The organism is Marinobacter sp. tcs-11, from assembly GCF_002049515.1.
Lineage (GTDB): Bacteria > Pseudomonadota > Gammaproteobacteria > Pseudomonadales > Oleiphilaceae > Marinobacter > Marinobacter nauticus.
The window spans coordinates 1-21,015 of record NZ_LLYU01000018.1 but is presented as its reverse complement, the minus strand read 5'-3'; the positions used below and the strand labels follow the sequence as shown (position 1 = coordinate 21,015).

Sequence of the window (21,015 nt, the reverse complement as noted above, 5' to 3'; positions counted from 1 at the left end):
TTTACGATTTCCCAATGCATTCAGGAACGACAATGCTTGCAATTGATCGAAGGACTCCGCTGCTTCTGGCCATAGCAGCAGCAACGGCCATGCTGGCGCTGACCGGCTGGCAAGGCTATCAGTTCTGGCAGAATGAAACCCAACGTACCCCGCCCCAACCGACCCGGGAAGCTTCAACAGGTGCAGATCAGGCCAGAACCGTGCCTGATGTTCAGTTGTCGGATCTGGAAGTGTTCGGCTCGGCGACTGCCACCCCGCAAAGTGAAGACACCAACACAGAAAATCTGCCGGAAACCAATCTGCGCCTGTCCCTGCGTGGTGTCCTGGCAGCAGACGGCGACTTCCCCGGCAGCGCCCTGATCGAAGATGACAAAGGCAAAACCGAGGCCTTTCTGGTAGGTGATGAACTGCCCGGAAATGCCAGGCTTCGTACTGTGTTTGCCAATCGGGTCATCATTGAGCGATCCGGCAAACTGGAAAACCTCTACTTCCCGGAGACCGAAGATCGCTCCGGGGTCGATTTCGCAAGCAATGACGAGCCTGCTTACGAAGCTCCCCCACAGCAAGAGGTTCAGGTGCAGAGAGCACGCCCCCAGACCAGCGCCTCGTCGGCCGACCAGCAACAGCGGCGAGAGGAAATTCGTCAACGGCTGGAACAGTTACGCCAGCGGCTTCAGAACAACAACTGAGGCCCGCCATGGAAGCAGCAAGCAGACTCACACGTTGCCAGTCCCTGTTGCTTCCCCTCATCCTTACCGTGTCTGTTGTCAGCGCTCTTGAACTAAGCAGCCGCCTGATGACCTATGTGCTGGAAGAGTTCGGCGAAGCCGCGCACCAGCGACTTGAGAACTGGCAACGCCTGCACGCGCTGGCTGCCAACGCTCCGACAGATCGCCAGCTTCGGCTGGTTAATTCCTTCTTCAATCGGGTGACGTTTGTCAGCGACATCCGCCACTGGGGCCAGGAAGACTACTGGGCCACGCCGGTGGAGTTGCTCACCACCAACGGCGGTGACTGTGAAGACTTCTCCATCGCCAAGTACCTCACCTTGAGGGCCATGGGCGTCCCCGATGACCAACTCCGGATTGTCTACGTCAAGGCACTGGAGTTGAACCAGGCCCATATGGTCCTGGCCTGGTATAAAACGCCGGGCTCCGACCCGTTGATTCTCGACAACCTGATCAATGACATCAAACCGGCATCCCAGAGAAACGATCTGGAACCGGTATACAGCTTCAACGGTGAAGGCCTGTGGCTGAACCGCACATCCGGCGACAATGCCAGAATTGGCGATGCCCGGAAGCTGGAGCATTGGCGGGATCTTAACGACAGGCTGACCGAAGCCCTCCGCCCTTAAAAAGAAGGCGCTATGAGTACCGATTGTCGGTAAATGACAGCGAGCTTGTCGCTCTCTGACACTGGTAACGGCCGGCCAGCCGTTAGAATGCCCGCAATTCGATAAACGATGGAGCAGTACAGAATGCGACGCTGGAATGGATGGGGTGACGAACAGTTCTCACTGGAATTACCGGAGCAAGGTCAGGCCTTTCTCGCTGACCGTGTGGGCGGCGGCTCCCCGCTGGCGGATATCACCCTGCATGCAGCCTGTGAGCAGGTTCCGGAATCCCGGTTGCCCTCAGCCCCACAGGTTGACGACCTGATCGACCGAAGCCCGGAAACCCGGGTCCGGCACGCCCGGGGCCAAAGCCTCCCAGACTGGCTGGCCATGCGCAGCGGTGATATTGGCGAGTTCCCGGACGGCGTGGCCTTCCCGAATACCAGTACCGATGTACGCGCCCTGCTCCATTACGCCAACGACAAGGATATCCAACTGATCCCCTACGGGGGTGGCACCAGCGTGGCTGGCCACATCAACCCGGTAGACCAGGGCAAACCGGTTCTGACCGTCAGTCTTGCAAATCTTAACCGCCTGATGGACCTGGATCGGGAAAGCCAGATCGCCACCTTCGGAGCAGGCACCCCCGGCCCACTGGTGGAATCCCAGTTAAGAGCCCATGGCTATACCCTGGGACACTTCCCTCAGTCGTTCGAGCTCTCCACGATTGGCGGCTGGGTGGCATCCCGCTCCAGTGGCCAGCAGTCACTGCGTTACGGCCGCATAGAACAGCTGTTTGCCGGCGGCCGGATTGAAACCCTGCAAGGCACCCTGACAATCCCCACCATTCCGGCCTCCAGCGCCGGCCCGGATGTCAGGGAAATGATCCTCGGTTCGGAGGGCCGGCTGGGCCTGATTACCGAGGTCAAAGCCCGGATCAGCCGTCTGCCTGAACAGGAAAGCTTTCATGTGGTGTTCTTCCCGGACTGGGACAAGGCCCGAACCGCCGCTCGCAAGCTGGTTCAGAACCGGGTTCAGCTTTCCATGCTACGACTGAGCAACGCCATTGAAACCGAAACCCAGCTGGCACTGGCCGGGCATCCGAAACTGATCGGGCTACTGGAACGTTTTCTGGCTTTCCGCGGTGCGGAAGACGGCAAATGCATGATGACCTTTGGCGTAACCGGCAGCAAAGCCCAGTGCCGGGGAGCACTTGCGGAGGCCCGCAAACTCTGCAGTGACTACAAAGGGGTCTATACCGGCACAAAACTTGGCGCCAAGTGGGCGGAGAAACGCTTCACCATGCCCTACCTGCGCGAAGCCCTGTGGCAAATGGGCTACGCCGTGGACACCCTGGAAACCGCCACCGACTGGGACAACGTTGATACCCTGATGAACCGGATTGAAACCAATCTCAGGGAAGGTCTGGCAGACAGGAACGAGCGAACCCACGTATTTACCCACCTGTCTCACTTTTACGGCCAGGGTTGTTCCATCTACACAACCTATGTTTTCCGGGTTGCGGATAGCTATGACGAGACCCTGAGCCGCTGGCAACATCTGAAGAACACCACCTCAGACCTGATCGTGCGGAACCGGGGCACCATCAGCCATCAGCATGGCGTAGGGAAGGACCATGCCCCCTTCCTCCCTGTCGAAAAGGGAGAGCTGGGTATGCGTGCAATTCGTTCGCTGACCCAGAGCTTTGATCCGGACCAGCGCCTGAATCCCAAAACACTGCTGGATTGAAGTGATCATGGATCGACAACAGATACTGGAAAACCTGAAGGGCGAAACGCAGACCTTCGATGTGGTAGTGGTGGGCGGCGGCATTACCGGCGCCGGAGTTGCCCGCGAAGCCGCGGGCAGCGGATTGAAGACGTTGCTGGTGGAGCAGAAAGATTTCGCCTGGGGCACCTCCAGCCGCTCTTCCAAGATGGTCCATGGCGGACTTCGCTATCTGGCCAGCGGACACATCGGGTTAACCCGCGATGCTGTCCGGGAACGCGAACGCATGTTGCTGGAAGCGCCTGGACTGGTCGATCCACTGCCTTTCCTGATGCCCCACTACAAAGGCAGTTTCCCGGGCCCCGGGCTGTTCCAGATACTGCTGGCCATGTACGACCGCCTGGCCGGCACCCGCAGCCATCAGAAATATACGCCAGCGGAAACCCTGAACTGGGCCCCGGGGCTCGATACTACCAACCTGCGCGCCACCAGTCGTTTTACCGATGCGGTGACAGACGATGCCCGCCTGGTCCAAAGGCTTATTGCCGAAGCCTCCCACGACGGCGCCATGTGCCTGAACTATGTCGCCGCGACCGCCGTCGATCGGGATGATAACGGAACTGTCTGCGGATTAAGACTGACTGCCGAAGAAAATGCAGAGCAGAGCGCCATCACGGTCAATACCCGATGCGTTATTAACGCTACCGGCGCCTGGGCCGATCGGTTGCAGAAACAATCAGCGACGGATCACCCGCTCACCATCCGACCGCTGAGAGGCAGTCACCTGGTCATTCCGTGGCACAAGCTGCCGGTGACCTGCGCGGTTTCTCTGATGCACCCGGATGACCGAAGGCCAGTATTTGCCTTCCCCTGGGCAGGTGCCACGGTTCTGGGAACAACCGATCTCGAACACGCCAAAGATCTTAACGAGGAGCCGGCCATCACCGGTGGGGAAGTAAATTATCTGCTGCAAATTGCCACCCGTTTATTCCCCGGTGCGACCATTGAACGGGCCGACGTGCTATCCACCTGGGCGGGCGTTCGACCTGTGGTCACCGACGGCGGAGGTAAAGCTCCGTCCCGGGAGAATCGGGAACACGCCATCCGGCACGACAAGGGCCTGATCAGCATCGCCGGCGGGAAGCTCACCACCTTCCGCCAGATGGCACGACAGGCGTTGGCCATGGCCCTGGGTGATCAGCATGAAGATCGGCTTCGTAGCGACGAGCAACGGGTATTCACGGCCACGCCAAACGACCGTAAACCCGATGATATTCCGGCGCTGGCCTGGCATCGGCTGGGCGGCTATTACGGCCCGCACCGCCAGTCTATCCTGAAAAGCGGTGACGCCACCGGAATCCCGGACACCGGTGTGCTCTGGGCCGAACTGGAATGGGCCTGTCGCCATGAACAGGTTCAGCATCTGGATGATCTGATGCTGCGGCGTACCCGCCTGGGGCTGATCCTGCCTGACGGGGCGGCCAGTTTGCTTCCTGAAATCCGTAACCGATGCCAGAGCCTGCTTGGCTGGGATGATGCCCGCTGGCATCAGGAGCAAGAGCGATATCTGGCAACCTACCGTAAGGGCTATCAACTGCCGATGGGCGAGGATGCCCGGGATGCCTGAGACCCCACTGATACTGGCGATCGACAACGGCACCCAGAGCATCCGCGCCCTGCTGTTTGACACCCAGGGTAACTTGTTGGGTAAGGGCAAGCAGGAAATCGAGCCTTACTTTTCCGAGCAACCCGGCTGGGCAGAACAGCACCCGGAGTACTTCTGGGACAACCTTGGCATTGCTTGCCAGCAACTCTGGCAAACCACCAGCGCCCGCCCGGAGCAGGTGGTGGGCGTGACCGTCACCACGCAACGCGGCACGGTGGTCAACCTCGATCGTGGGGGCAAGCCCCTGCGGCCCGCCATCATCTGGCTGGATCAGCGGCATGCACGGGTAGACGGGGCGGTGAAAGGCCCCTGGGGCTGGCTGTTCAAGCTTGCCCGCCTGGAGGAGACCATTGGCCGCTTCCGGGAAAAAACCCAGGCGAACTGGATCGCGCAGAATCAGACGGACATCTGGGCGAAAACCCACAAGTACCTGCTGTTATCAGGCTATCTGAATTACCGATTGACCGGTGAATACCGCGATTCCACCGGCAGTCAGGTGGGCTACCTGCCCTTTGATTATAAACGCCAGCGTTGGGCGGGGCCCCGGGATTTCAAATGGCAGGTGATGCCGGTGACCCCGGGTATGCTGCCTGAACTGATACCGCCTGGTGAACAGATCGGAACCCTGCTGCCTGAGGCGGCGGCGCACCTTGGCCTGCCGGGTGGACTGCCCGTCATCGCCGCGGCATCAGACAAAGCCTGCGAAATTCTCGGCTCCGGCGGTCTGTCTCCGGAGACCGGCTGCATGAGCTATGGAACCACGGCCACCATCAACACCACCAATGCCCGCTATGTGGAACCCACCCGGTTCATGCCGCCGTATCCGTCTGCCCTGCCCGGCCACTACTCCACCGAAGTCATGATCTATCGGGGTTTCTGGATGGTGAGCTGGTTCAAGCGGGAATTCGGGCTGCGTGAGCAAAAGCTGGCAGAACAGAAAGGCATTGAACCCGAAGCCCTGTTTGACGAACTGGTGAATGCGGTGCCGCCAGGCTCCATGGGTTTGATGCTACAGCCCTACTGGAGCCCCGGCGTGCGCCAACCTGGCCCGGAAGCCAAGGGGTCCATTATCGGCTTTGGCGACGTGCACACACGAGCTCACGTCTATCGGGCCATACTGGAAGGGCTGGCCTACGCCTTGAAGGAAGGCAAGGAACGCATCGAGAAACGCAGCGGCCAGGCTATCAAGCGGCTTCGAGTGGCAGGCGGCGGGTCCCAGAGTGATGCGGCCATGCAATTGACGGCGGATATATTTGGCCTGCCGGCGGAACGCCCGCATACCTATGAAACCTCCGGACTGGGAGCGGCTATTGATGCCGCCGTGGGGCTGGGATTACACCCGGATTTCGACACGGCGGTCACGGCTATGACCAGAACCGGCCGGGTATTCGAGCCCAACCCCGAAGCGTCTGCGCTCTATCAACGCCTCTACCGGGAGGTATATCAGGATATGTACCCCCGCCTGCAGCCACTGTACAAAAAGATCAGGGAAATTACTGGCTATCCGCGCTAGCTCTATTGGTGACTTTTTATTCACCCGCGCCTATAATGATGAAAATTCATCAAAGGAGGCCAGAGCATGCCAGAAGCGGTTAGCGTAGCACCGGAAACCAGCGATAAAGCTCTGCTGTCCAAAGCCCTGCTGAACGCAGCGAAAGCCTTTGGTCTGCCACAAGCGGAAATCGCAGCCGTGGTTGGCCGAAACCGCACAGGTCTGACCCGCGACGGCATCGATCCGGCCAGCAAGTCCGGTGAACTGGCATTGTTGTTTATCCGGCTTTACCGCAGCGTCTATGCATTGACCGGCGGTGAAAGGGAGGCCATGACCCATTGGCTGAACACGCCCAACCACTATTTTGAGGATACACCCAGAGAGATGATCCAGAGTACGGAAGGCCTGGTTCGGGTGGTTCACTACCTGGACGCCATGCGGGGGCGGATTTGAATTATCGGGAACGGATTGCCCAGTCCATCGCACCGCTGCAAGGCAGCCTGTTCCGGGTAGTGGAAAGCCAGGAAGACATCGCGACGGCGCGCATTGTCGACAGTATGCAGGAACAGAATCGACTGGAGGAACTGCTGGAAAGCAACAAGCCACCGGTACCCGGCACGGCACGAAAACGCCATTACCTGCTGACCACACCGTTCCGCTACCCGCCCCTGAAATACGGCTCACGTTTTGGCCGCAATTTCGAGCCAAGCCTGTTCTACGGAGCCATGGCCATTCCCGCTGCCCTGGCGGAAACCGCGTTTTACCGGTTTGTGTTCATGAGCCACCTGAAAACCCCGTTCAAGCGCCCGTTAACCACCTTGCACACGGTGTTCAGCGCGCGATTCCGAACGGAACGAGGTGTTCGGCTGCAGTCTGAACGCTGGCAGGATCTTCATCATACGCTGACAGATCCAGTCAGCTACCGGGAAAGCCAGGCTGTGGGTACCGACATGCGTAGCCTGCAAGTGGGCGCCTTCCAGTTTCTCTCAGCCCGCGCCCTGCAAGCCGGCCTTTACGCTCTTCCGTACCATCCAGACAACGGCGTTGAGGGCGTCAATGTGGCCTTGTTTAACGTCAGCGTGTTCCGGGACGCCGCACCCAGGAGTTATCAAAAACTGATTGCCGTGACGTCGCCCAGCCAGGTGTCCATGAGCCTGTCGGAACCGGATGGCAGTAAACAGGTTTACGAATTCAGCCTGGATCAGTTTCTGATCGAAGGCGAACTGCCTCAGCCGGCGCCGTAGCTTCTGCCGTTTCTCTCTTCTGATGATCGGCCTGCCAGCCGCCTCCCAGCGCCTTGTACAGATCCACCGCTGCAATCAGCCGATTCAACCGCACCTGGCTCAGCTGCTGGCGAGCATCAAACACGGTCCGCTGGCTTTCCAGCAAGGTGAGCAAGTCATCTGCCCCTTCCCGGTAACGCACCTCGGTCAACCGCAAGGCCTCTTCCGCCTGAGTCAGAATACTCTGTAACCGCTGCTCCTGGTCCAGGTACAGCGCTTCTCTGTCGAGTGCATCCCCTACTTCCTGGAATGCCGAGAGCAGGCTGGCACGGTAACTCGCCAACAACGCCACCCGCCGAGATTCCGAAATGGCAACATTGTTGCGACGCTGGCCTCCATCAAACAGAGTCTGGCTGAGGGCAATCAGGCCATTGGCGGTTTGCAGTGGGTCCGCCAGGCTTACAAAACTATTGGTGGAGAAGCGAACCGCGCCGCTGAGCGACACCGATGGCATCAAGGCCGCCCTGGCCTGCTCGACGTCCGCACTGGCGGCCATCAGCCGAGCCTCCTCAGCCGCCAGGTCCGGTCTTCGGGTAACCAGGCTGGCCGGCGTTTCCGGGTTGATCTCCGGCACTTGAACCGCAAGTAGCCCAGCCTCCGGAATCTCTTCCGTAAACGGATAATCCCCGGTCAGTAGCCGCAAGGCCGCTAACCGTTGCCGGGCCTGATACTCCAGTGGCGGCACCGCATTCTTCAGGTTCAGTACGGAGGTTTGCTGGCGGGACAATTCCGAGCGATCGGCCACACCGTTACGATACCGGGCCTCGACGAGGGCCAGTGTTTTTTCACCCAGTTCCAGATTCCGACGCGCAATATCCACGCGCTGCTGCAACTCCTGCCATTCGAACCAGGTACTGGCTACCGAGGCCACCAGCGTCATTCGGGCGGCGTCATAGTCATACTCCGAGCCCTGGAAACCCGCGAGAGCCCCGGCTTCCGCGGCGGACAGGCGACCCCAGAGATCCAGCTCGTAGTCAACCGACAGCCCGAGGCTACTCGAACCACTGGTGACACGATCCTGGCCGGAGGCCTCGCTTGCCTGTTTACCCGTGCTTCCCGACGCACCAAGGGTCGGCAGCAAGGCAGCTCCGGCGTTGCGCAACTGCAAGTCTGCCTGAATCACTGCCTGAGCGGTGGCGGCCAGGTCCGGATTATTCGAGAGTGCCCGGTCGACCAAACGGTTGAGCTCTTCGTCACCGAAGGCATACCACCAACGCGAACCAACCGCTTCACCGGCGCCAGCCCCGATGTGCCAATGGGCTGGCGGATTCAACGGCAGCTCAATGGGTTGTGGCGGAAAGCTCGCGCACCCGGTCAACAACACCGACAACAGTGCAATATGGCGAAGGCTCATAACATTACTCCGAGGCCAGGGCATGAACAGGGTCCAGATGGGCGGCCTTACGGGCGGGCAGAAACCCGAACAGCAGGCCTGTGGCAAAAGCGCAACCAAAGGCCAGAGCCATGGGTAGCAGCGTCGTGTGAATGGGTGTGCCCAGAGAGCCAATAATCCGGGTTGCGGCAATGCCGATGACAACACCAATCAACCCGCCTATGGCCGATACCAGCCAGGCCTCGGTCAGAAACTGCTGCAGGATATTCCACGCCCGGGCACCGGTGGCCATGCGAATACCGATTTCGCGGGTACGTTCAGTGACGCTCACCAGCATGATATTCATCACCCCGATGCCACCCACAAGGAGGGAAATTGCTGCAATAGAGCCCAGCAGCCAGGTGAGTGTATTCTGGGTTTCCGAAATGGTTTCAATCAATGAAGCCATGTTGCGGATAGTAAAGTCCTCAATGCCATGGCGGGCCATCAGAGTGTCGTGAATGAGGGCTTCGATCTCATCCATACGGTCGATGTCGGCCACAGCCACGGTGATGTTGCGCAGGTGCGTTTGCCCGAAAATGCGCAGGCTGCCCGTGGTGTAGGGAACAAACACCACATCGTCCTGGTCCTGTCCCATGGGAGAGGCGCCTTTTTCATCCATCACGCCAATCACCTGAAACAGCACGTTGTTAACCATCAGGTGTTTACCAAGGGGGCTTTCGTCAGGAAACAGAGCGTTGGCGGTGGTTTTGCCCAATACTGCTACGGCTGCGTAACTGGCTTCATCCTGGGCGCTGAAGAAGGTGCCCTCAACAACAGGCCACTGGCGGGCCACCGGGAACCGGAAGGAGGTGGCATTGATCTCAGCCGAGTGATCCCGGTTGGAATAGCGCAGCGTCTGGCCGCCAGTAAGCTCAGGTATTGCTGCAAGAACACCCTCTATCTCATTGATTGCTTTGAAGTCAGATGGCACCAGTGTGGTCACGCTCCAGCGCCCACCCCGCTGATCGGGACCACCCGGGCGCACCAGCAGCAGATCACTGCCCATGGTGCTGATTCGGTCGACGACATCCTTTCGGGCCCCCTCCCCGATCGCCAGCATGGTGATCACCGAGGCAACCCCGATCACGATGCCAAGCAGTGTCAACGCCGTCCGAAACAGGTTGCTGTGCAGGGAACGCACAGCGCTTTTCAGGGCCTCCTGCCAATCCCCAAGACGAGAGTGGCGACGGCCATTCTGGTCAGTTTCTGGTATTTGCGCGGATGGCATTTCGGCGCCGGTGTCCTCAACAAGCTCACCATCGGCAATGCGGATTTGACGGCGGGCCACTTTTGCCACGTCGGGATCGTGGGTAATCAAGATGATGGTATGGCCTTGTCTGGAAAGATCGGTTAACAGCCGGATCACTTCCTGGCTGCTTTTGCTGTCCAAAGCACCAGTCGGTTCGTCTGCGAAGATTAACTGGCCGCCGTTCATCAGGGCCCGGGCAATTGACACTCGCTGTTGCTGACCACCCGATAACTGTGCCGGCCTGTGCGACAGACGCTCGCCCAGCCCAAGCCCGGTGAGTAACCGTTCTGCCCTTGCGTGCCGCTCGGCCGGCGCCATTCCGGCGTAAATGGCGGGGATCTCCACATTCTCACGGGCAGTCATCCCGCGCAGCAGGTTGTAACTCTGGAATACAAAACCAAAGGCGTCACGCCGAAGCAGTGCCAGTTCGTCCCGGTTCAGGGCGGATACGTCCCTGCCATTGAATCGGTACTGGCCAGCGCTGGGCTGATCCAGACAGCCGAGGATGTTCATCAGGGTAGACTTGCCGGAGCCCGATGGCCCCATGATGGCCACAAACTCACCGGGCCAGACCTTCAGATCAATGCCCTTGAGTACCGGAACCGCCAGTTCACCCTCACCAAAGGAACGGGTAATGCCTTGAAGCTCAATCAACGGCCGCGGACTCATCTCAGCATACCCCGAAAGGCAGATCTGCCCTCACCCTGAGCGGCCCGTGGATCACGGTTTGCGAGCACCACCTGATCGCCCTCGCTCACCCCGGACCGCACCTCCACGTATACCCGGTTGCTGATGCCGGTTTCGATGTCCCGAATCTGTGGCTGCCCCTTTGCATCCAGGACCTTGACCTGGTTTCTCGCCACCGCACTGACTGGCACCCGCAATACATTCAGTGCCTCCTCCTGAATAAAGAACACCTGGGCGGTCATCTGGGGCAGCAACCGCCCCTCCTGGTTATCGACCGTAAACAGGGCGTTGTAGAGCACCACGTTGTTGGTTACTTCGGGAGTTGGCTCAATGTACTGCAACTCTCCATAGAGCTTATGCTCGGCATCACCGAGTGTGGTGAAGTACACCCGCATGCCCGGTTGCAGCTTGCCGACGTCGGCCTCGGACACCTGGGCACGCACCCGCATGGTGCTCAGGTTGGCAATGCGCATAAGCAACGGCGCGGTCTGACTGGCGTTCAGGGTTTGTCCCTGGCGGGCTTCAATGGACACCACGGTCCCGTCCATCGGCGCATAGATTCGCGCATAACCCAGGTTGGCTTCTTCGGCCCGCAGTGTGGAGGAGGTCTGTTCAATCTGGGCTTCAAGCATGGCCAACTGCGCCCGGGCGGACGCTAACGATGCTTCGGCAGTCTGCAGGGATTCCCGTGTGGTCGCGTCTTCGCGCCACAGGTTCTGCTGGCGCTGGAACTGGGTCTCCGCCAGCCGCAGCTGGGCCTTGCGATCGGCTAACTGGGCCTGCTGGTTCTTCAGCTGGGCGCGGGTGGCATCCACTTTCGCCACATAGACGGTAGGGTCGATTTCCGCCAGCAGATCGCCGGTGCTAACGGGTTGGCCTACTCGTACGTGAATCAGCTCCAGCTGGCCGGAAACCTGTGCACCCACATCGACATAATTGCTCGGTTCAAGCACGCCGGTGGCCGAAACCAGATTCTGGATGTCGCCTCGGCTCACCGCCACGGTATTCAACGCCGGCTCATTGCCGTTACCGTTGCGGGCGTACCAAAAGGCAGCGAAAGCCAAAGCGCACAGTACAATCAGAAATCCAACCCACTTCAGCCAGCGATGCCCGGCACGGGTAGCAGAGGCCATTCAGATATCTCCATGAGTTCAAATCAGACCGAACCATAGAGAACTGATACGTGAAAAAGAAGTCGGGGATCAGGGTTTTGCGAAACCTTTACACGAACGATCTCAGGCGCAAAGAGGATATAGGGTTACAGCCCTCCTGCAGCGAGCTGAATAGCAATCGCAGCCATCATCAGGCCGATAACACCGTCAATCACACGCCACGCCGCAGGCCTGGCTAGCCATGGCGCCAGTCGGGAACCGGCCCAGGCCAGCGCACCAAACCAAAGCACGGACGCGCTGCTGGCACCTGCCACAAACGTGGCCGGATCCTGCTGCTGAGCACCCACGGCCGGAATCAGCAGTAACGTGTCCAGATAAACCTGGGGGTTCAGCAAGGTGACAGCCAATGTTGTAAGGATCACACCTTTGACGGTGCTGCGCCGAGCTTCCCCGGCCTCCAGCGACGCGCGCCCCCTCAAAACCCGATAGAACGCCTGGCCTGCGAGCAGCCCCAGGAACGCCACGCCCAACCACCTGAGCACATCCAGCGCCTCGGGCATGGCCATCAGTGCTGCACTCACGCCAAACATGCCCAGGGTGAACAGCAGGATATCCGAAGTCATACACAAACCTGCTGACCACCAATGGTGTTCACGACGAATGGCCTGGCTGAGAACGTAGGCATTCTGGGCACCAATAGCCACGATGATACCGCCACACACAACCAGGCCTGTCAGATAACTCTCAAACACCACTGCACTCCTTATGATTAATGACGAAAGCCTACCCCGTTACCGCTATACTTGAAATTCATCCTGTTAATACCTGATAAGTTTTTCTTATGCTTGACTACAAATTGCTGGAAGCCCTTGCGGCCGTGGTCGACGCCGGCGGTTTTGACAAAGCCGGCGACATGCTGGGCATTAGCCAGTCCGCCATTTCTCAGCGAATTCGTACACTTGAAGTCAGGCTTGGCCAACCTGTGCTGGTGCGAAGCCAGACTCCGAGAGCAACGCCCGCAGGCCAGAGATTACTCAATCATGTTCATCAGGTGCGCCTGCTGGAACGCGACCTGACCAGTTCCATTCCCTCCCTGGCCGAACCAGCCACTCGATTTCGCGTCGCGCTCAATGCCGACAGCCTCGCAACCTGGTGGGCCTCTGCCGTCGGCGACTTCTGTACCGAAGAAGGAATACTTCTGGACATGGTGGTAGAAGACCAGGACGTAGGACTGCGGCGCATGCGCGAGGGCGACGTAGCCGCCTGCCTTTGCAGCAGCCCTCAGCCGGTTGCCGGCGCCCGGTGCATACCGCTGGGAGTGATGACGTATCTGCCATTGGCCACACCGGAGTATACCCGCCGCTATTTTCCAGACGGGCTGAACAACGGGAGCCTGCAATCCGCGCCCGCCATTGTGTTTGGCCCCAACGACCAACTCCAGCATCGATTTCTGGCCCAGGTAGGCTATCAGGGCAAATTTCCGCACCACCTGTGCCCCTCATCCGAAGGCTTCGTAAAGCTCGCGCTGGCCGGCATGGGCTATGGAATGATTCCGGAAATTCAGGCCCGGGAGCATATCCAGGCAAATCAACTGGTTAATATCGCCCCTGGCAGCGGCCTGGAAGTACCGCTTTACTGGCACTTCTGGCGGCACGGTGGGGAGTTGATGTCTCGGTTGACCCGGAAACTTCAGGATTCTAACGGGCTGGTTTAAGTGGTTTCTGGTGATCAGGGTATCTGCCTAGAAAAAATAGCTATGCAAACCATCCAGACAGGAGTACAGTGGCGGTCGTTGGAAAGATTTAGCAAAGCATTCATCAATAAGACGCATCCCTGTTGTTATAAGTAGTGTTCGTCCTGTTTTTGATCACGCCAGTTTTTATGTTTCCGCACACCGCTGACCTGCCCTCACAACGAGATCAGGCGGCACATTAAATGATTGAATTCAGGATAGTAAAATATGTCTACTGTTACCGGTACTGTTAAGTTCTTCAACGAATCCAAAGGCTTCGGCTTTATCACTCGTGAAGGCGGCCCGGACGTTTTCGTTCACTACAGCGCCATTCAGGGCGGCGGCTTCAAGACTCTGGCAGAAGGCCAGCAGGTTGAATTCACCGTGACTCAGGGCCAGAAAGGTCCTCAGGCGGAAAACGTAGTTGGTCTGTAATTAACAGCCCAGTACGATCAAAAAGGCAGCTTCGGCTGCCTTTTTTGTTGCCTGAAATTCCGTGTTAGTCCGTATTCATCCTTATTAGTACCATGGTCGGGCTCACCTTGAGCCACGCTAAGGCCTATAATGCCTGCTCGGGTGAATTCACTCCCCAGGCCCTCGAGGCTCAGCAAACCAGAAAAGGCCCACCATGTTTTCTGAACAGTTCTATTCCGTCCAGGACGGACGTATTGTGATTTCCGCACCCCAGGCCAGCTACTTTGCCAAAGAGATCGCCGGGGACTTCAATCCGATCCACGATCCGGACGCCCGTCGTTTTTGCGTGCCCGGCGACCTTCTGTTCACCATTGTGGTGTCCCGTTTCGGGCTCTCAGAAAATATGACCTTCAAGTTCCGTAACCTGCTTGGTGCCGAGGTTCCGCTTGAGTTCCGCGAAAGCGAAAATGGCGAAGCCATCAACGTTGTCGACGAAGCCGGTAAGGTCTACCTGGAAGTTACCCGTAAAGGCGCGGTAACCCGGGATGAAAAAGTGATTGAAGAGTTCAGTCGGTGCTATGTTGCGGCGTCCGGGAAAAACTTTCCGCACACGCTCAAGCCCTTGATGGAATCACACGGGGTGATGTTCAATCCCGACCGGCCAATGGTGATGTATGAGAGCATGAGCCTGGCTCTCACGCAGCTGGAGAACCCTCAGCCAGACCTTGAGTTGAATAATGCGGATCTGGAAGTTGCGGGGAAACGCGGCAACGTAACGCTCGAATACAATTTGCAGTCTTCTGGAAAAACCGTTGGCGAGGTTTCCAAGCGCCTGGTGCTGGCTGGCCTTCGGGAATACTGCCCTGAAGCCATGGCCGGCATCGTCGAAGAATTCTACCGGCTCAAGGCAAGGGGTACCCGCTGGGGGATAGAGAGCGAGGATCAACCTGCCGGATTGTAACGTTCAAACGTTTGCAGGCAGACATCCACGGTTACCGATAACGTTTTCAGCGCCGCAGCCCGTGCCCTGCCTTCCGCACTCGCCCGGTAGAGGTGCGGGGTCATTGCCAATAAATCGGCAATAGGATCGGCGCCCTCGAGATGCAGTGTAAAGCGTAAATCCTGGGTGCCAATTCGCCGAAATCCTTCTGGTACCAGAGCCACTTTACGAGAGTCTGCGCGAACTTCCGGATAGACAATCTCCCGCAACTCCCTCAGATGATCCTGGCCGGCGTCTACTTGCACCAGTCGCCCACCCGGCCGCATAACCCGGGCAAACTCCGGATACACCGGAAATCCGAAAAGGCAAAGAAGACGGTCCACTGAAGCCGACAACACCGGCAGATTAGCATTGCTGCCAACCACCCAACATGCGCGCTTTTCCCTGCGCGCCGCCGCCAGCACCGCCCACTTGGAAATGTCCAGTCCGAGCAACGATAGTGAGATTTCGTCCTCCTGGGACGCTAGTTGGCGCAGATAATAGCCCTCACCACAGCCGGCATCCAGACAACTGAGTTCGCTGCCCGTCGCAGCGTCGTTCAGGATTGCAGCCGACACGGCATCCGCAATCGGGCGATAGTACCCCGCCTCAAGAAAGCGCTGGCGCGCCGCCACCATGGTTTTACTGTCGCCGGGATCTTTCGAGCGCTTTTTCTGAACCGGCAGCAAATGTACGTAACCCTGCCGCGCAATGTCGAAGCTATGGCCCTGCGGACATCGCCAGGCTTTATCTACCCGCTGCAGCGAGTTGCCGTCGAGTGGGCAGGCGAGGGATTCGAAGGAAGTGATGTTCACTGAGCGTCCAAACGTTGGAAATGCCGGGCCATTCTAACAAGGAATACCCCATCAGGCTCGCAAACTGCGGAATGGCTTCCTATTCTTGTTGTGAATGACTCGAAAACGCTTAGATGCGTTCTCACCCACCGGGAGGAGTCTCGTCCGTCATGGAGAGGAATAAGGACAGATCGTCGTTACCGTCACAATCGGAGCAAAGTGAACAAAAGTTCCATGAGTTGATTGAGAGCCTGCCGATGGTTGCCGTTCAGGGTTACGACCGGAATCGGAGGGTCATCTATTGGAATGAAGCCAGCACACGATTGTATGGGTACTCCAGAACTGAGGCTCAGGGAGAGCTGCTGGAGGACCTGATTATTCCGGAGCCCATGCGCGCAGCCGTCATTGAGGCCCATACTAACTGGCTTGATCACAACATCAGCATTCCCTCGGAAGAACTGGAACTGAAACATAAGGCGGGCCATCTGGTGCCGGTTTATTCCAGTCACGTCATGATCAAACAGGACACTGGCGAGTGCGAGATGTTCTGTATCGACATCAGCCTGGAAGAGCAGAAGCAAACCAGGGAAGAGCTGGTCCACCGCGCCAGTTTTGATGACCTTACCGGGCTGCCCAACCGCCGTTTGATGGAATCTGAGCTTGAAAGCCGTTTGGCGGAGGCAGAACGCCAGGATCGTGAAGTTGCCGTGATCTTTCTGGATCTGGACAACTTCAAACTGATCAACGATACCCTCGGCCACCATCACGGCGACACCCTCCTTAAATCGGTAGCCGACATTCTAAAGCAGGAACTAAGGCACAGCGATCTGCTCAGCCGTTTCGGAGGCGACGAGTTCGTGCTTCTTCTGTTTGATTTTGACGGCCCAGAGGGAATTCATGAATTGCTCCAGCGTCTGATCAAGGCGCTGGAAAACAAAGTGCAGCTTCAAGGTGATTGCTATCAGGTATCGGCAAGTTTTGGCGTCAGCCTTTACCCACACAATGGCGGCACCGTAGCAGAACTCATGGGCAACGCAGACGCGGCCATGTACCGCGCAAAGGAGATCGGAAAAAATACGGTCTGCTTCTACACCTCTGATATCAACGACCGGCTGGTCGAATACCAACAGATAACCGCCCTGCTGCGCCAGGCCCTGACAAATGGTGGCCTGGAGCTTTACTACCAGCCACAAATAGACCTGAGAACTGGTGGGACGACCTCCTGCGAGGCGCTTTTACGATGTTTCGATAAAGCATCAAACCTTGTCTCTCCGGCGACATTTATCCCGGTCGCTGAAAAATCCGGACTTATAAACCGTATCGGTGACTGGGTCATCGATGCCGCATGCAAACAGCTCAAAGCCTGGCAGGGAACTGAGCTCGCGGGCGTGCGTATTGATGTCAATCTGTCCGGTCGCCAACTGACCAATCCACACCTGGCTGACCAGATCCTGGAAACCATCCAACACTATGGCTTGAAACCTGAGCAACTCGGGGTGGAGCTCACGGAGAACGAGGTGTTTGGCAGTGAAGAAAGCCAAACCAGGCAACTGGAGCGCCTCAAGGCTGCGGGGCTCCATATATCCATTGACGACTTCGGCACTGGTTACTCTTCCCTGGTTTATCTTCGGAAGCTGCCGGTATGCAGCATCAAGATCGATCGAAGCTTCCTTCACTATGCTATGGAAAACGAAAGCGACATGTCCATCATGAAAGCCATGGTTACGGTCGGCCAGAGTCTCGGGTTGAGCATTCTTGTAGAAGGTGTAGAGACGGAGCAACAGGCAAAGCTGATACGTGATCTCGGTTGCGATTTCGCTCAGGGCTTTCTTTACGCCAAACCGATGCCGGCGAAAGCGGCAGAGGCGTTTATGAAGCTCCGGACTTCGCGCAATTTATAAGCAACGAACGAAGCCTGATTTCATTCGGATTAGCCTTGCTGAAGGGGTACGCCAGGGGGCCCCCAGAATCGGACTCCCTCGATTTCAACACCGCTGTCTTCCAAATAGATGGCTTCGGTTAATGCCTGCCGCGCGAGTTCCGGAGTTTCCTGAAAAGCCCAGTCATGGTTACCGGCAACAACAATCTTGTGCCTGTGAGGCAAAGTCCCAAGCCAGTCGTTGAAGTCTATGACGTTTTCTAACGTACCCTGCCCCAGGCAGTCCCCGGCATGAATCAGCACATCACCGTCCGGGATGCCTGGAATGCACCTATGCAGGCTGTGGGTGTCGGAAATACAGACCAATTTCATTTCATTCAATCTGTGTTTAATGGGTTAGAGATTTCGCTCCACTGTATACAAGATAACAGCAAGCTGTTGGCAATTTCGGTAACCCTTTTTCGACAATCAGGGGTAGAAGCCCTCGCTGCTACATAGGCTTGATGTCTTCATTTACCAGGATTCGATATGCCTGTTCCAGCGCATCGAAGATCTCTTCTGGAACCTTGTACTGATATTGCTTGCGTCGGTGATTCGAAATGCGGCCGTTCTGGTCCAGGCAGAACATCACCAGCCTGGAGAGATCGGTGTTGGGTATATCGAAGGACTGGTCTATGCGGCGGTAGATTTCGTCGTACCGCGTGAGGAACACGGTCTCTTCTTTCAGGTGTTGTTCAATAGCCTGTTTGGTTGCACGGGCCATAAATTCTGCGCAGTGGGTGCCATCCCAGTACCGGTAAAGGGCTTCATGGCCCTTAAATTCGAACTGAAACTGGTTTTCGTCGATGTAAGTAACATCCCAGTACTGCCTCGCTTGTTCCGAAAACGCTTGCAGCACACCTAGATATTCGGATTCATTCTGGCGTAACACTATGGATACAGGAAGCACCAGGCCATTCTGAAGGGCTCCACGCTGGCACAGTACCTGGTGAAACAAAAACCGGGACAGGCGGCCATTGCCGTCCATAAAGGGATGAACAAAAACAAAACCAAAAGATACGATGCTGGCCAATACCAGTGGGTCCGTATCTTCCGGCTGCTGGTTTGCCAGCACCATCAGATGTTCCATCAAGGAACGCGAGAGTTCCGGGGCCGGCGGCACATAGCTAACACCCAGCGCACCGCGCAGGCCGTTACTGAGATAGTTCTGTTCCGTTCGGAAAGACACCGCCTGGGAGAACACGTTGCTGATAACGGCGTTTTGCAGGTCTACCAGGTAGTCTTCATCCAGTTTTCGGGGGCTGTGGGCCTGTTTCAGCAGGTTCACAAAGCGGGTGGCTTTATCTTCCGACGGTGCTTCGTTTTCAATGGCGTAGGAATCCCTAGTTTCGTGCAGGTAGGCCCAGGCCAGCGTGCGGTTAAGAATGTCTTTCGGCAGCGACTCGGTAAACTCGGTTGCTTTTTGCAGCAAGTGTTCATCAAGCAACGCCTGAAGCTCTCTGGTTCGCCGCACTGTGATGCAGTAATCCAGTGTGCCCAGGCCATTGAATATCACTCGCCAACGGGGATTCTTCTGTCCCTGGCCGGTAATGTAGGCTTTGGGGTTAAACAACGGCACGTAAGCCTGCTGGATGCTCTCCGTGGCGCGTCGAATCGTCTCACCGGTAAAGTGTTCCCACAGGAAGCAGGCCTTGCGCAGGTATTGGCTGTTTGGGGAGGCATCAAAGGCCTGCCGGATCTCAGGCTCTGGGATGGCCGGCAGTGCCTGGGCCAATACTTGCAAGTTGATACCTTCGTGTTTGATGGCAAACAGAACGTGCCCCAGGCGATCGTCCGGGGCCGGGGCCAGCTTTGCGGGCACAGCAATAGTCTGGCCGATGGTTTCCTTGCGGGTGACCGAGCGCACTTCCGCAGATATCGCCGGCGCTATGGCCGAGATACTGTCCTGATTAATAAGATGTGCGTAACCTGCGTACTGCATGTTTTCCCTTTCATCCCCTCGCCAAAACTTTATTTACACGAAACTCCCTTTTTTTACACTTTTGATAATATAGGCAACATTTTTTACACGCAAGGTCCGGGTGCTCACATTGACTGTACCTGCTGCGAGGCACTAAAAGCGAGAGCAGGAAATCATCTCGCCGTTATAGTCAAAATCGACGCTGAAATCGCTGAGAGAGATGGAAAAAATTAGGAAAACGTTCGCGGGAAAGACGCCGGTTATTTTCCGAAATCGTAAGCAACTGAAAAGCAAGGGTAAAATGGAGGCGCGGGTCGGAATCGAACCGGCGTACACGGAGTTGCAGTTCGATTTTTTTACGATAACTAAAATTTTTATAAACAATAGGTTATACAGCTTAATTAATGCTGAGCGTTAGCTCAAAACAAGCATTAAGCGGCTAATAGAATCAATTACTTAGCAATGCATTGTCGCGGCGAAAAAAACACTTTTTGGACACTTTCCTGGCAAGCTTTTGAGCAAGCACTCCAGGATTTCGAGGCCCTCCGGTCAGAGGACCGAAAGGAAGGTTTTGATCTGGTCAGCAATCCAGCAACCTGACGCTGATACAACCAAAGCGACTCCCACCTTTCCTCTCAATATTGTTGCCACAGTGGCAAAGACCGGATCAAAAGATGACCATGCCTCAGTATCCTGGGAACCAGGAATAAAGGCGAACAGTGTTGCAATGATGGTTCCCCACAACACTGCTTTCAGTATGATCACGGCTTTGTATTTCTGCTTTATTTTTAAAAGTGCATTTTTAATCACGTCTTCAGTCTCTTGGTTGATATTTCAGATATCATTACACAATCTGACAAACACCCAAGTGCCGAAGAGTTCTCTAAAAACTCGCGTTAATTTTAAAAATATTCTTTTAAATCTTTACCTTATAGCAAAAGCTTTATTAAAAGATAAAAATCATAAGTATAATTTACTACAAATGTCACATCATGACAATTTCGCTAAATGCAATAAAGCAAAACCGGGTTTTAAATCATCTATCCTACATATATCTACTTGAAGAACTACCAATATTTATTAGGAACGAAACAACGCGAAGAATCATAAAAATCGCACATAACTTCACTATTAAAATTATAATTGGGGCAACATCTACTTTAGATGAAATCAAATGAATGCTATGCAGAGCCAGCCAAGAAATTACTAAGAAGTACAAAAGTAAGCGGACATCATTTATAATGTAGGCATTGTTCAACCGACCTTATCGGAGTTGCCTACTCATGCGCCATACTGACGGTCGTAAACTGGATCATAAAACTCTGGAAG

The 21,015-nt window shown here is 56.5% G+C and carries 19 protein-coding genes; 11 read left to right on the top strand and 8 right to left on the bottom strand.

Annotated features, from left to right (window positions below; translation table 11 throughout):
- Positions 1-32: 32 nt before the first annotated feature.
- The 7 genes from ARC85_RS15755 to ARC85_RS15725 all read left to right on the top strand — a co-directional run bounded on the left by ARC85_RS15755 (position 33) and on the right by ARC85_RS15725 (position 7,466).
- Positions 33-689 carry a type II secretion system protein N gene (locus ARC85_RS15755; protein WP_011784840.1) on the top strand — a complete coding sequence of 219 codons (657 nt, stop codon included), beginning with the start codon at positions 33-35 and terminating at the stop codon, positions 687-689.
- Positions 690-697: 8 nt separating this feature from the next.
- Positions 698-1,357, top strand: a complete 660-nt coding sequence (locus ARC85_RS15750) for a transglutaminase-like cysteine peptidase (protein ID WP_286715392.1) — start codon at positions 698-700, stop codon at positions 1,355-1,357.
- 123 nt (positions 1,358-1,480) lie between these two features.
- On the top strand, positions 1,481-3,085 hold the full coding sequence (locus tag ARC85_RS15745; protein ID WP_286715390.1) for an FAD-binding oxidoreductase: 1,605 nt from the start codon (positions 1,481-1,483) through the stop codon (positions 3,083-3,085).
- 7 nt (positions 3,086-3,092) lie between these two features.
- Positions 3,093-4,691 (top strand): glycerol-3-phosphate dehydrogenase/oxidase, encoded by a 1,599-nt coding sequence (locus tag ARC85_RS15740; protein WP_286715388.1) that lies wholly within the window; start codon positions 3,093-3,095, stop codon positions 4,689-4,691.
- Positions 4,684-6,243, top strand: a complete 1,560-nt coding sequence (locus ARC85_RS15735; protein WP_286715386.1) for an FGGY-family carbohydrate kinase — start codon at positions 4,684-4,686, stop codon at positions 6,241-6,243. The genes ARC85_RS15740 and ARC85_RS15735 overlap by 8 nt, the downstream gene beginning before the upstream one ends.
- A 66-nt stretch (positions 6,244-6,309) precedes the next feature.
- On the top strand, positions 6,310-6,675 hold the full coding sequence (locus tag ARC85_RS15730; RefSeq protein ID WP_278349981.1) for an MbcA/ParS/Xre antitoxin family protein: 366 nt from the start codon (positions 6,310-6,312) through the stop codon (positions 6,673-6,675).
- On the top strand, positions 6,672-7,466 hold the full coding sequence (locus ARC85_RS15725) for an RES family NAD+ phosphorylase (RefSeq protein WP_278349982.1): 795 nt from the start codon (positions 6,672-6,674) through the stop codon (positions 7,464-7,466). The genes ARC85_RS15730 and ARC85_RS15725 overlap by 4 nt, the downstream gene beginning before the upstream one ends.
- Here the strand turns inward: ARC85_RS15725 and ARC85_RS15720 are convergent.
- From ARC85_RS15720 to ARC85_RS15705, 4 genes are all read right to left on the bottom strand, one after another.
- Positions 7,414-8,859: an efflux transporter outer membrane subunit gene (locus ARC85_RS15720; RefSeq protein WP_278349983.1), complete on the bottom strand. Its 1,446-nt coding sequence runs from the start codon at positions 8,857-8,859 to the stop codon at positions 7,414-7,416. The genes ARC85_RS15725 and ARC85_RS15720 overlap by 53 nt on opposite strands.
- Before the next feature lie 4 nt (positions 8,860-8,863).
- The gene (locus ARC85_RS15715) at positions 8,864-10,798 is read right to left on the bottom strand and encodes a MacB family efflux pump subunit (RefSeq protein WP_286715383.1); all 1,935 of its coding nucleotides are present in this window, start codon (positions 10,796-10,798) and stop codon (positions 8,864-8,866) included.
- On the bottom strand, positions 10,795-11,949 hold the full coding sequence (locus ARC85_RS15710) for an efflux RND transporter periplasmic adaptor subunit (protein ID WP_286715381.1): 1,155 nt from the start codon (positions 11,947-11,949) through the stop codon (positions 10,795-10,797). Before ARC85_RS15710 ends, ARC85_RS15715 begins: the two co-directional genes overlap by 4 nt.
- A 125-nt stretch (positions 11,950-12,074) precedes the next feature.
- Positions 12,075-12,680 carry a LysE/ArgO family amino acid transporter gene (locus ARC85_RS15705; protein ID WP_278349986.1) on the bottom strand — a complete coding sequence of 202 codons (606 nt, stop codon included), beginning with the start codon at positions 12,678-12,680 and terminating at the stop codon, positions 12,075-12,077.
- Positions 12,681-12,769: 89 nt separating this feature from the next.
- Between ARC85_RS15705 and ARC85_RS15700 the strand changes: the two genes are divergently transcribed.
- From ARC85_RS15700 to ARC85_RS15690, 3 genes are all read left to right on the top strand, one after another.
- On the top strand, positions 12,770-13,642 hold the full coding sequence (locus ARC85_RS15700) for a LysR family transcriptional regulator ArgP (RefSeq protein WP_278349987.1): 873 nt from the start codon (positions 12,770-12,772) through the stop codon (positions 13,640-13,642).
- A 246-nt stretch (positions 13,643-13,888) separates the two neighbouring features.
- Entirely contained in the window at positions 13,889-14,095 is a 207-nt protein-coding gene (locus tag ARC85_RS15695; RefSeq protein ID WP_011784828.1) for a cold-shock protein, read from the top strand.
- A gap of 193 nt (positions 14,096-14,288) precedes the next feature.
- Positions 14,289-15,035, top strand: coding sequence for a DUF3581 family protein (locus ARC85_RS15690; protein WP_278349988.1), 747 nt, complete (start codon positions 14,289-14,291; stop codon positions 15,033-15,035).
- Here the strand turns inward: ARC85_RS15690 and ARC85_RS15685 are convergent.
- A complete protein-coding gene (locus ARC85_RS15685; protein WP_286715378.1) occupies positions 15,017-15,868 on the bottom strand; it encodes a putative RNA methyltransferase in 852 nt (283 codons plus the stop codon). The two genes, ARC85_RS15690 and ARC85_RS15685, sit on opposite strands and share 19 nt — an antisense overlap.
- Positions 15,869-16,017: 149 nt before the next feature.
- Here ARC85_RS15685 and ARC85_RS15680 point away from each other — a divergent pair, with 149 nt between their 5' ends.
- Entirely contained in the window at positions 16,018-17,748 is a 1,731-nt protein-coding gene (locus ARC85_RS15680) for a putative bifunctional diguanylate cyclase/phosphodiesterase (protein WP_286715376.1), read from the top strand.
- 29 nt (positions 17,749-17,777) lie between these two features.
- On the opposite strand, the gene ARC85_RS15675 is transcribed toward ARC85_RS15680, so the two are convergent.
- The 3 genes from ARC85_RS15675 to ARC85_RS15665 form a co-directional block, all read right to left on the bottom strand.
- Positions 17,778-18,098 carry a metallophosphoesterase gene (locus ARC85_RS15675; protein ID WP_379944482.1) on the bottom strand — a complete coding sequence of 107 codons (321 nt, stop codon included), beginning with the start codon at positions 18,096-18,098 and terminating at the stop codon, positions 17,778-17,780.
- Between the two features lie 118 nt (positions 18,099-18,216).
- Entirely contained in the window at positions 18,217-19,707 is a 1,491-nt protein-coding gene (locus ARC85_RS15670) for a Fic family protein (RefSeq protein WP_199452636.1), read from the bottom strand.
- Between the two features lie 528 nt (positions 19,708-20,235).
- The gene (locus tag ARC85_RS15665) at positions 20,236-20,496 is read right to left on the bottom strand and encodes a hypothetical protein (protein ID WP_286715375.1); all 261 of its coding nucleotides are present in this window, start codon (positions 20,494-20,496) and stop codon (positions 20,236-20,238) included.
- Between the last annotated feature and the right edge of the window lie 519 nt (positions 20,497-21,015).